This is a genomic window from Streptomyces sulphureus DSM 40104 (genome assembly GCF_000381025.1).
GTDB classification, from domain to species: Bacteria; Actinomycetota; Actinomycetes; order Streptomycetales; family Streptomycetaceae; genus Streptomyces; species Streptomyces sulphureus.
Genome location: NZ_KB905821.1, coordinates 166,856 through 179,463, shown reverse-complemented (window position 1 = coordinate 179,463; position 12,608 = coordinate 166,856). Strand labels below are relative to the sequence as shown.

Here is a 12,608-nt window from a genome sequence, read left to right as displayed (position 1 = left end):
TCAGAGGCGCGTGCGAGGGTCTTCGCATGACGGAGGCGAGGCCGCAGTCGGTGCGGACAGGGAGTGGCGAGGTGCTCGAACCCGGTGCTGCCGGAGAGCTGGTGGCGTGCTGGGTGGCGGTGGCGAACGCCGGGGGAGCCGTCGGGTTTCCGTTCCCGCCGGTGGGCGAGGCCGAGGTGCGGCCGGTCGCCGAGAAGCTGTTCGGCGAGGTGGGCGGCGGGACGTGCCGGCTGGTCACCGCGCGGGTGGGCGGGCGCATGGCGGGCTGGCTCGCGGTGCGAAGACAGTCGGACCCGCTTGTGGCGCACTGGGGGACCGTCCACCACGTCCAGACGCACCCCGCGTTCCGCAGGCGGGGCGTCGGTGCGGCGCTCATGGCGGAGGCGCGGCGGCTGGCACGCGAGGAATGGGGCCTGGAACAACTCCACTTGGCGGCGCGCGGCGGTGCCGGCCTCGAGGGGTTCTACGAGCGTCTCGGCTGGCGGGAGGCGGGCCGGTGGCCCGGCGCGCTGCGGCTCTCGCCCGGGGACGACAGGGACGACGTGCTGATGGTACTGAGTCCGCTGTGAGCCCTCGGCCGCCGGCGGCCGGGCAGGCGAGCGCCCGTCGGCACGGCGTCGGAGGGGCCGCCGGCCGGGTACGCTCACGGGGCAAGTGAGCGTGCAGCAGGGCGAGTTGGCAGAGGAACCCGTAGGCGGTCGACCCCTCGGCCCGCGGCCCAGGTGGTGTCTGCGCCGCCCGCTCGGCCGCGGCCGGGTGTGGTGGCGCGGGCGGCGCGGGTAGGGCTCCGGGCAAACCCGACAGAAGGGAACGGCACCCATGAGCGGCACCCCGCAGGACCAGCCGGACGGCAACTCGGAGTACGGCAGGAGACCGTTCAAACGGTCGAAGAGCCACTTCGCCGACCGCATCACCGCCGACGGCCGCGACGGCTGGCCGGTGGAGGCCGGGCGCTACCGGCTCGTCGTCAGCCGCGCGTGCCCGTGGGCGAGCCGGGCCCTCGCCTCCCGGCGGCTGCTCGGGCTGGAGGACGCCCTCTCGCTCGCGGTCGTCGACCCGCTCCAGGACGACCGTAGCTGGCGCTTCACCCTCGACCCCGACGGCCGGGACCCGGTCCTCGGCATCCGCTTCCTCCACGAGGCGTATGACAAGCGGGAGTCGGAGTACCCGGGCGGCGTCAGCGTGCCCGCGATCGTCGACATCCCCAGCGGGCAGCTCGTCACCAACGACTTCCAGCAGATGACCCTCGACTTCGCCACCGAGTGGACGGCGCTCCACCGCGAGGGCGCCCCGGACCTGTACCCGGAGCCGCTCCGCGAAGAGCTCGACGAGGTGATGGAAGGCGTCTTCCGCGACGTCAACAACGGTGTCTACCGCGCCGGTTTCGCCACCACGCAGTACGACTACGAGCAGGCGTACGAGGACGTTTTCCGCCGCCTCGACACGCTCTCCTCCCGCCTGCGGGACCAGCGCTACCTCGTCGGCGACACCCTCACGGAGGCGGACATCCGCCTCTTCACCACGCTCGTCCGCTTCGACGCCGTCTACCACGGCCACTTCAAGTGCAACCGCAACAAGCTCACCGAGGACCCCGTCCTCTGGGCGTACGTCCGCGACCTCTACCAGACCCCCGGCATCGGCGACACCGTCGACTTCGACCACATCAAGCGCCATTACTACGAGGTGCACACCGGCGTCAACCCGACGCAGATCGTGCCGGCGGGCCCCGACCTCTCCGGTTGGCTGACGCCGCACGGCCGCGAGTCCCTCGGCGGCCGGCCGTTCGGCGACGGGACGCCGCCGGGGCCTGTGCCGGCGGGGGAGGAGGTGCCGGGCGGGCACCGTCCCTGAGCCCCGCGTTGCCGACGCGCGCGGATGCCGGGCGGCGGTCGTGCCCGGTGTCCGCCGCGGGTCCGGTCCGCCTCCGGCTCAGGAGAAGAGCGCGGCCAGCACCACCAGCGCCAGCAGGAGGGCGAACGTCTCCCAGCGCATCGCCCGGCGCAGCGTGCCCCACCGGAGCGATCCCGCGCTGTGCCTTCGCGGGCTGCCGGAGCCCCCGTCCGAACCGTCGTCGCTCATCGGCACAGGCTAGCGGGAGCGGACCCGGCAGCAACAAGGCGGAATGAGCCGCGGGGCGAGGGGGTCGGCTGCCGGACGGCGGGAGCGTGCGGCGGCCTCCCGCCGGCCCGTCGACGCGCGACGCCCAACAGGCCCCGCTCAGTGCGCCGTTGCGCCGCGTCCCTCGTCGAGCACGCAAGGGATCTCCATCGTCACCATGGTGGGGCCGCCCTTCGGGCTGTGGACGGCGAGGACGCCGTCGAACGCGCCGAGGCGGCGGGCCACACCGCGCAATCCCGAGCCCTCGGCGTCCGCGCCGCCGCGCCCGTCGTCGGTGACGGTGAAGTGGAGCATCCCGTCCCGGTACCCGGCGTCGAGCCAGATCCGCCGCGCCTCCGCATGCTTCGCCGCGTTGGTGAGGACCTCGCTCACCGCGAAGTACGCGGCCGACTCGATCGCCCCCGCCGCCCGCCCCGGCAGCGGCAGATCGACCTCGACCGGCACCGCGGTGCGCAGCGCCAGCGCTTCGAGCGCGGGCCCCAGGCCGCGCTCGGCGAGGACCGGAGGATGGATGCCGCGCACCAGGTCCCGCAGCTCGCCCAGCGCGTCGGCCGACTCCGAACGCGCCTTCGCCACCAGCTTCTTGGCCCTCGCCGGGTCCTTCTCGATCAGCGCCTCGACGGCACCGAGGCTCATCCCCATCGCGACGAGCCGTGCCTGCGCGCCGTCGTGGAGGTCGCGTTCGATGCGGCGGAGCTCGGCGGCCGAGAAGTCGACCGCCTCGTGGCGGGTGCGGGTGAGGTGGTCGACGCGGCGGTGGAGATCCTCCTCGCTCGGGCCGAGCACCGCCTTGGCGAGCCGGAAGTGGAACGTCAGCAGGAGCGGTGCGGCGAAGAGCGCCACCGCGCTGAGCGCCGCCGCCAGCAGGCCCGCGAGGAGCGCCGTCGCCTGCCCCTGGATGGGGACGAAGCCATACCAGTAGCCGACGCTGCTGCCGTCGGTGAACACCCGCCACAGGCCGGCCGCGAGCGCGTACCCCTCCAGCGGGTAGAAGACGAGCCCCGCGGTGAGCAGCGCCGAGACGAAGCCGGCCGTCATGTCGGTGGCGAGCCAACCGAACTGCCGCCAGGTCGCCGGGTTCCGCAGCAGGCGCCCGAACACGCGGATGCCGGCGAGGAGTCCGGTGGGTGCGGGCTCGGGAGGGGACGCGTGCACGGCGTCGATGTGCACCCCGGCCCACTCGGCGGCGAGACGGCGGCGCCAGTCGGCGAACCTGCCCACGAGGCCGAAGAGCGGCGGCGTGGTGACGACGCCTACGCCGAGCACGGTGGACGCGAGCGAGAGCGTGCAGAGGACGAAGAGCACCGCGGAGCAGCAGAGCGAGACGACGGCGAGCGCCAGCCCCCGCACTCCGGCCAGCAGCATTCGGCGAAGCCGCATCCCCGTCCCTCCGCTCGCCTGCCAGTCCCTGCCGCAGAGAGTCTGCCGGCGCCGGCCGCGGCCTCCACCGTGCGCGGTGCGCCCTGCGGCAGGGCACACCGTGCGACGTACGACGCGGCGCCGCGAGTATCCCAGACTCGGCACCCGGCGCCCCAACGCTCGCTCGACCGAGAGGTGCTGAGTGCCCGCACCTCAAGCTGCGGGCGGACGCCGCCCTGCGAAAGCAAGTTGGCCCCCTGCCGGCGGCCGTGCTCGCAACGCGCCCCTCGTAACGGGCGTGCCTCCCGAGCCGGCGTCCCCGTACGCCGCTGCGCTCGACCTTACGAGCACGAAGACCCGCCCGCACGGGGCCTGAGCACCCGGTGGAGGGTGGTGCCGGGTACACCCGGCGCCGGTCACAGGCGGGTGGGCAGGGCCCGATCCCGCACGGTGGTCCAGCGCCACTCGGTGAACTCGCCGCGGTTGGTGAGGACTCCGTGCCTGCTGCCGTTCCCCGACGCGCCGACGCCGCCGAAGGGGACGTACGGATCGTCGTCGATCGTACGGTCGTTGACGTGCACCATGCCCGTGCGCAGTCGGGCGCCGAGCGCCTCACCGCGCCGCGGGTCGCCCGTGACGACGGAGGCGACGAGCCCGTACTCGGAGTCGTTGGCGACGGCTACGGCCGCCTCCTCGTCGGCGACCCGCACGACGGGCGCAACGGGCCCGAAGGTCTCCTCGCGGAAGAGCGGCGACTCCAGCCCCACCCGGTCGAGCACCGTGGGCCGGACGAAGAGCCCGCGGTGCACACCGCCCGCGCGCACCCGGGCGCCGCCCGCCGCCGTCTCCTCCACGAGGCGGCAGACGCGCGCGAGTTGACCTTCGTCGATCACGGGACCGAGCTCCACCTCCTCCCGCCACGGGTCGCCCACCCGCAACTCCTCGGCGATCTCGGCGAGCCGCTCCACGTACGCGTCGGCGAGCTCCTCGGCGACGATGTGGCGACCGGCCGCCATGCAGACCTGCCCCTGGTGGAAGAAGGAGCTCGACGCACCGAGCCACGCGGCCGCCTCCACGTCCGCGTCCTCCAGGACCACCAGCGGGTTGTTGCCGCCGAGCTCCAGCGAGGTCCGCTTCAGCGCTCTCCCGGCCCGTTCGCCGATCGCCCGGCCCACCGCCGTCGACCCGGTGAACGCGATCACGTCGACCTCGGGTGCCTCGACGAGCGCCTCACCCGCCTCGGCGCCGCCCGGCACCACGTGCAGCACCCCCTCGGGGAGCCCCGCCTCCTCGAAGAGCCGCGCGTACAACTGGCCGCCGGAGACCGCCGTCCTGGGGTCGGGCTTCAGTACAACGGCGTTCCCCAGCGCCAGCGCGGGCGCCACGGCACGCTGCGAGAGGACCATCGGCACGTTCCAGGGGCTGATCACACCGACGACACCCACCGGCACCTGCACGGCGACGCTGCTGCGCCCCGGCGTGTCCGGCAGCACGCTGCCGCGCGGCTCGCCGGCGAGCGCCGCAGCCGCGAGCAACTCGTCGCCGACGGCGCCCACTTCGTACTCCGCCTTGCCGCGGACCGAGCCGCTCTCCCGCACCACCCACTCGATGAACTCCTCGCGGTGCTCCCCGAGCAGGTCGGCGGCCCGCCGCAGCACCCCCATCCGCGCGACGTGGCCCGAGGCCGCCCACGCGCGCTGCGCGTCGGCCGCCTGCGCGGCGGCGCGGCGCACCCCGTCGGGCCCGGAGAGCCCGACGCGCGCGAGCACCTCGCCCGTGGCGGGCTCCACGCTGTCGACGACCTCGCCGTCCGGTGCGATCCAGCCGCCGGAGCTGACGGCTCCGTCGAGCGAACGCGGTGTCAACAGAGAAGACATGGCGCCTCCTGGGGCGTAGGGGCAGGGTGCACCTGTACCGCGGAGGGCCGGACGAAAACCGGGCGCGCTCTTTCGGCCACGTGCGTGTCTCGCAAGGGAAGTACCACGCCCCGGTCTTCTCCGTCACTACCTGCGAACTCTCCGCGCTAGGCACGCAGCGCCCCGCACCCCGCCTTCCCGTGGCCGCCGTGTACACCGCCGCCCGACCGCGCTTTTCACGCCGCTCCGACCGCGTGCGGTGCCGCCCGTCGATTCGGCCGGAAAAGATCAACGACACCTGTATTGACGGCACTTGGCATCGGCGCCACGATGCCCGAAGCGTTCACGTGAACGTTCACGTCCTGCCGCGCACGACCCCAGCAGTCCCTCCGAGCCGCCATCCGCCGCTCCGCTGCCGACGAAGGGTTCCGCCGCATGCCGTACCTCAGATCCGCGCGCAGACCCAGCCCCCTCCTCCACCGACTCGTCCTCCTCGGCACCGCGTCGACCGCGGCCCTGCTCCTCGCCCCGGCCGTCCCGGCCGCCGCGCGGGCAGCGCAGCCGCAGGGACAGTCGCAGGGCAAGAACCGCCCCCGCGCCTTCGAGGTGCGCGTAGCCACCTACAACACCTGCGGGCACGGCTGCCTCCCGACGAAGGCCGAGTGCGAGGCCGTGATCGGCCGGGACTGCGCGACGAAGCTCAAGCCCTGGGCCGGCGGCCGCGCCGCGAAGGTCGCGCACGACATCGCACGGACCCGCGCCGGCGTCGTCGCCACCCAGGAGATCGGCAACAACGCGACGCCGACGCAACCCGGCGTCGACGTCGAGTCGTTCCGCGCCCCGCTCACCCGCGCCCTGCACCGCCTCGGCTACGCGGAGGCCCCGGCGGACTACGCGGGCACCCGCCACCCGTGGAAGGGCTACCCGCTCAAGTCCGGTGCCGGGCGCTTCACCTACTACGACGCGTCCCGCTTCAGCCACCTCGACCGCAGAGGCAGGCCGCTCCCGCACGACCTCCTCTGGCTCCCCGACTCCACCGAGATCTACGGCAAGACGATGACGTGGAACACCCTCCGCGAACGCCGCACGGGCGCCCGGTTCGTCGTCGTCGACATGCACCTGGAGTACCGCAAGAACGGCGCGACCGACCCCAACGGCTGGACGAAGGACTGGGACAAGGTCCGCTACGTCGACGCCAAGCGGACCATCTCCCACCTCACCCGCCACAACCCCGCGACCCGGAACCTGCCGATCGTCTTCGCCGGGGACATGAACTCCGAGGGCCGCGACCCGAAGGCGAGCGCGTACGCGGCGTTCGGCGAGGCCGGCTACGTCGACAGCCTCGCCGTGGCCAGGCGCAGCGTCGGGCAGGGGTTCGCCTCGTTCAACGGCGGTGAGATCCCGCTGCCGCGCCGGGAGGGGAAGCTCGACTACGTCTTCGTCGCCCGCGGCACCGAGGTCCGCAACTGGACGCTGGTGCCGCAGACCCTCGCCCCCGCGGGGCCGCCCCGCATCCTCCTGCGCTCGGACCACAACCTCGTCCACACGACCGTCCGTCTCCCGGTGGTGAAGCGATGACCCGCACCGAAGACCCCGCCCTCGCCCGCTTCAACCCGCTGCCGCGCATCCTCGTCCACGACGACTTCGACACCGGCGCGCACGGCTGGGTCGAGCTGATCGGCAACCACGACGAGCACGGCGACCTGGGCACCGTCGACGACCACATGCGCGACTTCCGCCCGCCGCAGCTCAGTTCGTGCAACTTCTTCGACGTGGGCACGCACGGTGCCCTCTCCGGCACCTACGCGCTCAAGGTCGCCACCCGCCCGCTCACCGGTCACACCGGCGTCGCCATCCGCCGCCTCACCATGGCCGGCCGCGGCCTCGTGCAGTTCGAGACGTATCTGACCTACAAGTCGGAGGCCGCCTCGGCGGAGAACAGGGCGGCATACGCGGCGGGTTCGGGGAAGTGGGACGCCAACTTCCATCCGTCGGAGAACCAGTTCGGCGCCTTCACCGTGGCGACGGACATCTGCGACGGCGTCCGCTACCACTGCGTCGCGCGCTACCTCAACACCGACTTGGCGAACAGGCCGCGCCGCCAGTGGGTCTACCCGGCCGTCCCCGAGCCGACGCCGCGCGAGCACTTCGAGGGCAGGCTGAAGCTGCCGCCCACAGCCGACTTCACCGCGCCGGACCCGGACGACTGGCACGCCTTCGGCGACGCCCAGGAGCTCTGCTACAACGAGGTCCCGACCAAGGTCAACTGGCACTACCTGCGGTGGCTCATCGACACCCGCACCCGCACCAACGTCGAGCTGCAACTCAACGACACCGTCCACGACATGCGCGGTGTCCCCGTCCCCGCCTACGCGGAGGAGTACGGCTCGCTGCGCAACCTCCTCAACTTCTACGTCTCCGTCCGCACCCACACCGACGTGCGGAACTTCCTGTACCTCGACTCCGTACTCGTCTCGGTGGATTGGTAGGCGCCGGATGTCCATGCGTCAGTCGTTGACCGCCGTGCTGGAGCGCGGCGCCACCCTCACGGGCTCTTTCGCCACCGAGCCGTACGAGGCCGCCTGGGCGGCCGAGGCGCGGTGGTTCGTCCGCACCCTCGCCCCGGCGCCCGACGGCGCGCGCCTCCTGGTGCGCGCCCAGGTCTCGCCCGACGGCCTCCACTGGTGCGACCTGGAGGAGCCGCACCCCGTCGACGCCGCACTCGTCAGTTGGACCTCCGAGCGCTTCGGCGGCTGGCTGCGGCTCGCCGGCACCCTGGAGCCGGGCGGCACGGGCTCCGCGGAGACGACGGTCCACATCCACCTGGCGCTGAAGAGCTAGCGATGGGCACGCGTCCCGTATCGGCCCTGGCCCGCCGGGAGTTCCTCGCGCTCGCCGGCCTCGGCGCCTCAGGCGTGCTGCTCGGCGCCTGCGGCACGGGGAGCGGCGCGGCCCCCGAGGGCGCGCTGCGCGCGGCCTTCGGCCAGCCGGTCACCGACCTCGACCCGTACAAGGCGAACACGGCGGTCGACGAGGCGACGCTCATCGTCAAGCGGCTCGTCTTCGACACGCTCGTCCGCAGGGAGGGCGAGAAGCTCGCGCCCGGGCTCGCCCGCTCCTGGGAGCGGACCTCGCCGACCACCTGGGTCTTCCACCTGCGGCGCGGCGTGCAGTTCCACGACGGCAGCCGGCTCACGGCGCGCGACGTCGTCGCCTGCCTGAAGCGGACCAGGTCCGTCGAGTCGGCGCAGACCCCGCTGTGGGAGCCGGTCGTCTCGGCGACCGCCGACGACGCGCACACGGTCACCTTCACCACGTCGGTGCCGCTCGGCGCGCTCCCCGTCAACCTGACGCTTCTCTTCATCGTCCCCGCCCGGCTGGTGGCGGACCCGGCGCAGTCGCGGAGCCCGGTCGGCTCGGGACCCTTCCGGGTCGCCGGGTTCACGCCCTCCACCACCGTCGAGTTGGAGCGGAACGACTCCTACTGGGGCGGCAGGGCCCGACTCCCCGCCGTCTCGCTGCCGTTCGTCGCCGAGACGTCGAGCGCGATCACCGCCCTCCGCAACGGCGACCTCGACCTGCTCTGGCCGATCCCGCCCGACCAGCTCGCCGAGGTGGAGGGCGCCGAAGGCGTCCGCGTCGAGACGGTCCCGAGCTGGACGTACTACTTGAGCTGGTTCAACTGCTCCAGGAAACCGTTCGGCGACCCCGCGGTCCGCCGGGCGATGTGGCAGGCCGTGGACATCGGGGGCCTCGTCCGCGAGCTCTTCGGCGCCGGCGCCGAGCGGATGACGGCGCCGATCCCCTCGACCGTCCTCGGGCACCGCGCGCAGCACCCGTACGCGTACGACCCGGCGGCCGCCCGGCGCGCCCTGCGGGAGGCCGGCCTCCCGCGCGGCTTCCGCACCTCGCTGATGTGGTTCGACGCGACGGGGCCCCTCGCGCGCGAGCTGGCGCAGGCGATGATCTCGGCGTGGAGCGAGATCGGCGTCGAGGTCGAACCGCAGAGCATCGAGAAGGCCCAGTGGCTGGAGCGCCTCAACACCCTCGACTGGGACATGAACCTCCAGACCAACACCGTCACCACGGGGGACGCCGGCTTCTCCGTCGGACGCCTCTACACCTCCAAGGCCAACCGCCTCGGCTACGCCAACCCCGCACTCGACGCCGTCCTCGCGAAGGCCGACCGCGCCGCCGACGAGGACGAGCGCTCCCGCCTCTACGGGGACGCCTGCAAGACCCTCTGGGACGACGCGGTCGGCATCTTCCCCGCCACGCTCGTCACCGCCTACGGACTCCGGCGCGACCTCGCAGGCTTCACCCCCGCCGCCAACAACCAGCCCGAACTCGCCGACGTGGCAAGGCGGTGAGCGGAATGCCCGAAGCCGGCGCCGACCGCGCACCGCAGCGCCGCCGCCCCACGCTCCGCGACATCGCGGGCTCCCTCGACCTCTCCGTGAACACCGTCTCGCGGGCCCTCGCCGGCAAGGACGCGGTGTCGTCCGCCACCAGGGAACGCGTCGAGGCCGAGGCCGAGCGGCTCGGCTACGTCCCCAACTCCATGGCGCGCTCCCTGGTGCTGCGGAACGCGATGACGATCGGCCTGGTGATCACCAACCCCTCCAACCCCTTCTACGCGAGGCTGATCGGCGCCATCGAGGAGCGGGGCCGCAGGTACGGGTACTCGCTGATGCTGATGGTCACCGAGGACAGCATCGACAACGAACGCCGGGCCGCCGACGAGCTGTTGCGGTGGGGCGTCGACGGAGTGCTGGCGGTGCCGGTGCAGGACGGCGCCGAGCACTGGGCCCGGCTCAAGAGCGCCGGCACCGACGTCGTCCTGCTCAACCGGGATCTCGCGGAGCTGGAGTCCGACCTCGTCGGCGTCGACTACTTCGAGAGCGCACGCCGCGCCACCGCCCTCGTACTCGAAGGAGGCGCGCGCCGACTCCTGCTCATCGAGGAGGACTTGGCAATCTCCCCGGTCGCCGAGCGGGTCCGCGGCTTCCACGACACCCTGCGCCGCCACCCGCACGCCGTCGACGACCACACCGTGCTGCGCGTCCCGACGCGGCGCCGCGCCTCCAGCTCCCTCCCGTGGGACCCCTCGGACGCGTACCGCCTCGGCAGGCGGATCGCCGGCGAAGTGCAGCCGGGCACGGCGGTGCTCGCCGGCAACGACTACTTCGCGCTCGGCCTGTACCGCGCCCTCGCCGAGGAGGGCCTCTCGGTGCCGCGGGACGTCACCGTCGTCGGCAACGGCGACCATCCGTTCTCCGCCTACCTCGACCCGCCGCTCACGACGGTGCGGCTCCCCGCCGAGGAGGTCGGCACCACCGCCGTCGACCTGCTGCTCGCGCGGATGCCGGGGGCGCCCGACGTGCGCGAGGCTCCGGCGTGCGACGAGCGCCCGGTGCAGCGGCTCCTCGCCGCCGAGCTCGTCGTGCGCTCGTCCACCGGACCCGTGGAGGACGCATGACCAGGTTCCTGCTGAGACGGATGGGACAGGCCCTCATCGTCGCCTGGGGCGCGATCAGCCTCGTCTTCGTCATCGTGCGCGTGGTGCCGGGCGACCCGGCCGCGCTCATCCTGGGGCCCGACGCCAGCCCCGCCCAAATAGCCTCCGTACGCGCCGACTTCGGCCTCGACCGACCGCTCGCCCAGCAGTACGCGACGCACCTCGGCGAGGTCGTCCGCGGCGACTTCGGCGACTCCTGGCGGCTCGGCGGCAGCGCCATGGCCAACACACTCGACCGCTACCCCGCGACGCTCGCCCTCGCCGTGCTGGCGCTGGTGCTGACGCTCGCCGTCGGCTTCCCGCTCGGCATGGCGTGCGCCCGGCGGGCCGGGGGCGTGCTGGACACCTGCGTCTCGGCGCTCTCGCTCGTCGGGCAGGCCCTCCCGTCGTTCTGGGTGGGCATCGTCCTCATCCTGCTCTTCGCGCGCGGGCTCAACTGGCTTCCGTCGACGGCTGGTTCGGGCCCCGCCTCGGCCGTGCTCCCCGCCGTCACGCTCGCGGTGCCGTTCGTCGGCTGGCTCGCGCGGCTGGTGCGCAACGGCGCGTTGGAGGAGGGCGGGAGGGAGTACGTGCGGACGGCGCGGGCCAAGGGGACGGGCGAAGGCGTCCTCCAGTACGTGCACGTGGGACGGAACATCGCGGTGCCCGTGGTGACCGTGCTCGGGCTGCTCCTCGGCAACTTCGTCGCCAACGCCGTCATCGTCGAGGTCGTCTTCTCCTGGCCGGGCATCGGCTCCCTGATGGTCGACGCGATCACCAACCGCGACTACGCCGTGGTCGAGGCGGCGATCGTGACGATCACCGTCACCTACATCGTGCTCAACCTCCTCGTCGACGCGCTCTACTTCGCGCTCGACCCACGACTCACCCCGGAGAACGCATGAGCGCCCCCGCCCTGGAAGCGCCCGCGCGCGCCCGGCGGCGTACGCCCCGCCGCACGTGGATCGCGCTCGGAGTGCTCGCCCTCTTCGTCCTCGCCGGACTCCTCGGCCCCGTCCTCCACCCCTACGACGCCGTCGCCACCGACCTGCCGAGCCGCCTCCTGCCGCCCGGCTCCCGCACCGAGGACGGCTCCCTCGCCTGGCTCGGCACCGACCAGCTCGGGCGCGACCTGCTCGCCAACGTGCTGGCGGGCAGCCGGGTCTCGCTCGTCGTGGGGCTCGCCACCGTGGTGCTGGGCGGCGCCGCGGGGCTCCTCGTCGGCCTCGTCTCCGGGTACTTCGGCGGCTGGCCCGACGCCGTCCTCTCGCGGATCGGGGACGTCCAACTCGCCTTTCCCTCCATCCTGTTGGCGATCCTCCTCGCGGGGGTGCTCGGGCCGAGCCTCACCAACATCGTGATCACGCTCGCCGTCACCCGGTGGGTGATCTTCGCGAGGGTGGTGCGCGCGTCGGCGCTCTCCGCGCGGGAGCTGGAGTACGTCAACTCCGCGCGGCTGCTGGGCGCGGGGCACCTGCGGATACTGCTGCGGCACATCCTGCCCTCGTGCTGGCAGCCGCTCCTCGTCGCCGGGACCGTGCAGGTCGGGCTGACGATGGTCGCCGAGGCGTCGCTCTCCTTCCTCGGGCTCGGCGTCCCCGTCGACGAGGCGTCCTGGGGCGCCACCGTCTCGCTCGGCCGCGACTACCTCGGCTCCGCCTGGTGGATCTCCACGGTGCCGGCGCTCGCGCTCGCCCTCGTCGTGCTCTGCGTGGGGGCGGTCGGGGACGCGTTCCGCGACGCCTCCGACCCGCGGGCGCAGTTGTGAACGCGCCCCG

Annotated in this window: 12 protein-coding genes; 9 read left to right on the top strand and 3 right to left on the bottom strand. The window is 73.3% G+C overall.

Annotation, left to right across the window (positions count from 1 at the left end; translation table 11 throughout):
- The first annotated feature begins 26 nt into the window (after positions 1-26).
- Both F603_RS0123340 and F603_RS0123335 read left to right on the top strand, forming a co-directional pair.
- The gene (locus tag F603_RS0123340; RefSeq protein ID WP_051096328.1) at positions 27-569 is read left to right on the top strand and encodes a GNAT family N-acetyltransferase; all 543 of its coding nucleotides are present in this window, start codon (positions 27-29) and stop codon (positions 567-569) included.
- A gap of 250 nt (positions 570-819) precedes the next feature.
- Positions 820-1,851 carry a glutathione S-transferase family protein gene (locus F603_RS0123335; RefSeq protein ID WP_019548362.1) on the top strand — a complete coding sequence of 344 codons (1,032 nt, stop codon included), beginning with the start codon at positions 820-822 and terminating at the stop codon, positions 1,849-1,851.
- Between the two features lie 78 nt (positions 1,852-1,929).
- Here the strand turns inward: F603_RS0123335 and F603_RS35445 are convergent, their stop codons facing one another.
- The 3 genes from F603_RS35445 to F603_RS0123320 form a co-directional block, all read right to left on the bottom strand.
- The gene (locus tag F603_RS35445; RefSeq protein ID WP_019548361.1) at positions 1,930-2,079 is read right to left on the bottom strand and encodes a hypothetical protein; all 150 of its coding nucleotides are present in this window, start codon (positions 2,077-2,079) and stop codon (positions 1,930-1,932) included.
- 138 nt (positions 2,080-2,217) lie between these two features.
- Positions 2,218-3,483, bottom strand: coding sequence for a sensor histidine kinase (locus F603_RS0123325; protein ID WP_019548360.1), 1,266 nt, complete (start codon positions 3,481-3,483; stop codon positions 2,218-2,220).
- Between the two features lie 410 nt (positions 3,484-3,893).
- Entirely contained in the window at positions 3,894-5,354 is a 1,461-nt protein-coding gene (locus F603_RS0123320) for an aldehyde dehydrogenase family protein (RefSeq protein WP_019548359.1), read from the bottom strand.
- 414 nt (positions 5,355-5,768) lie between these two features.
- On the opposite strand from F603_RS0123320, the gene F603_RS0123315 reads away from it, so the two are divergent.
- The 7 genes from F603_RS0123315 to F603_RS0123285 are packed head-to-tail and all read left to right on the top strand — an operon-like array spanning position 5,769 to position 12,598.
- Complete coding sequence (locus F603_RS0123315; RefSeq protein WP_019548358.1) at positions 5,769-6,911, top strand: exonuclease/endonuclease/phosphatase family protein; 1,143 nt, start codon at positions 5,769-5,771, stop codon at positions 6,909-6,911.
- Positions 6,908-7,822 carry a DUF6772 family protein gene (locus F603_RS0123310; RefSeq protein WP_019548357.1) on the top strand — a complete coding sequence of 305 codons (915 nt, stop codon included), beginning with the start codon at positions 6,908-6,910 and terminating at the stop codon, positions 7,820-7,822. The genes F603_RS0123315 and F603_RS0123310 overlap by 4 nt, the downstream gene beginning before the upstream one ends.
- 13 nt (positions 7,823-7,835) lie before the next feature.
- Complete coding sequence (locus F603_RS0123305) at positions 7,836-8,174, top strand: hypothetical protein (RefSeq protein WP_019548356.1); 339 nt, start codon at positions 7,836-7,838, stop codon at positions 8,172-8,174.
- Between the two features lie 2 nt (positions 8,175-8,176).
- Positions 8,177-9,703 carry an ABC transporter substrate-binding protein gene (locus tag F603_RS0123300; protein WP_019548355.1) on the top strand — a complete coding sequence of 509 codons (1,527 nt, stop codon included), beginning with the start codon at positions 8,177-8,179 and terminating at the stop codon, positions 9,701-9,703.
- A gap of 5 nt (positions 9,704-9,708) precedes the next feature.
- Complete coding sequence (locus F603_RS0123295; protein WP_019548354.1) at positions 9,709-10,812, top strand: LacI family DNA-binding transcriptional regulator; 1,104 nt, start codon at positions 9,709-9,711, stop codon at positions 10,810-10,812.
- Entirely contained in the window at positions 10,809-11,735 is a 927-nt protein-coding gene (locus F603_RS0123290; protein ID WP_019548353.1) for an ABC transporter permease, read from the top strand. The genes F603_RS0123295 and F603_RS0123290 overlap by 4 nt, the downstream gene beginning before the upstream one ends.
- The gene (locus tag F603_RS0123285; protein ID WP_019548352.1) at positions 11,732-12,598 is read left to right on the top strand and encodes an ABC transporter permease; all 867 of its coding nucleotides are present in this window, start codon (positions 11,732-11,734) and stop codon (positions 12,596-12,598) included. Before F603_RS0123290 ends, F603_RS0123285 begins: the two co-directional genes overlap by 4 nt.
- Positions 12,599-12,608: the final 10 nt, after the last annotated feature.

Coding starts and splice junctions, on each gene's coding strand:
- F603_RS0123340 (WP_051096328.1), top strand. CDS start 27: ATGACGGAGGCGAGGCCGCAGTCGGTGCGGACAGGGAGTGGCGAGGTG.
- F603_RS0123335 (WP_019548362.1), top strand. CDS start 820: ATGAGCGGCACCCCGCAGGACCAGCCGGACGGCAACTCGGAGTACGGC.
- F603_RS35445 (WP_019548361.1), bottom strand. CDS start 2,079: ATGAGCGACGACGGTTCGGACGGGGGCTCCGGCAGCCCGCGAAGGCAC.
- F603_RS0123325 (WP_019548360.1), bottom strand. CDS start 3,483: ATGCTGCTGGCCGGAGTGCGGGGGCTGGCGCTCGCCGTCGTCTCGCTC.
- F603_RS0123320 (WP_019548359.1), bottom strand. CDS start 5,354: ATGTCTTCTCTGTTGACACCGCGTTCGCTCGACGGAGCCGTCAGCTCC.
- F603_RS0123315 (WP_019548358.1), top strand. CDS start 5,769: ATGCCGTACCTCAGATCCGCGCGCAGACCCAGCCCCCTCCTCCACCGA.
- F603_RS0123310 (WP_019548357.1), top strand. CDS start 6,908: ATGACCCGCACCGAAGACCCCGCCCTCGCCCGCTTCAACCCGCTGCCG.
- F603_RS0123305 (WP_019548356.1), top strand. CDS start 7,836: ATGCGTCAGTCGTTGACCGCCGTGCTGGAGCGCGGCGCCACCCTCACG.
- F603_RS0123300 (WP_019548355.1), top strand. CDS start 8,177: ATGGGCACGCGTCCCGTATCGGCCCTGGCCCGCCGGGAGTTCCTCGCG.
- F603_RS0123295 (WP_019548354.1), top strand. CDS start 9,709: ATGCCCGAAGCCGGCGCCGACCGCGCACCGCAGCGCCGCCGCCCCACG.
- F603_RS0123290 (WP_019548353.1), top strand. CDS start 10,809: ATGACCAGGTTCCTGCTGAGACGGATGGGACAGGCCCTCATCGTCGCC.
- F603_RS0123285 (WP_019548352.1), top strand. CDS start 11,732: ATGAGCGCCCCCGCCCTGGAAGCGCCCGCGCGCGCCCGGCGGCGTACG.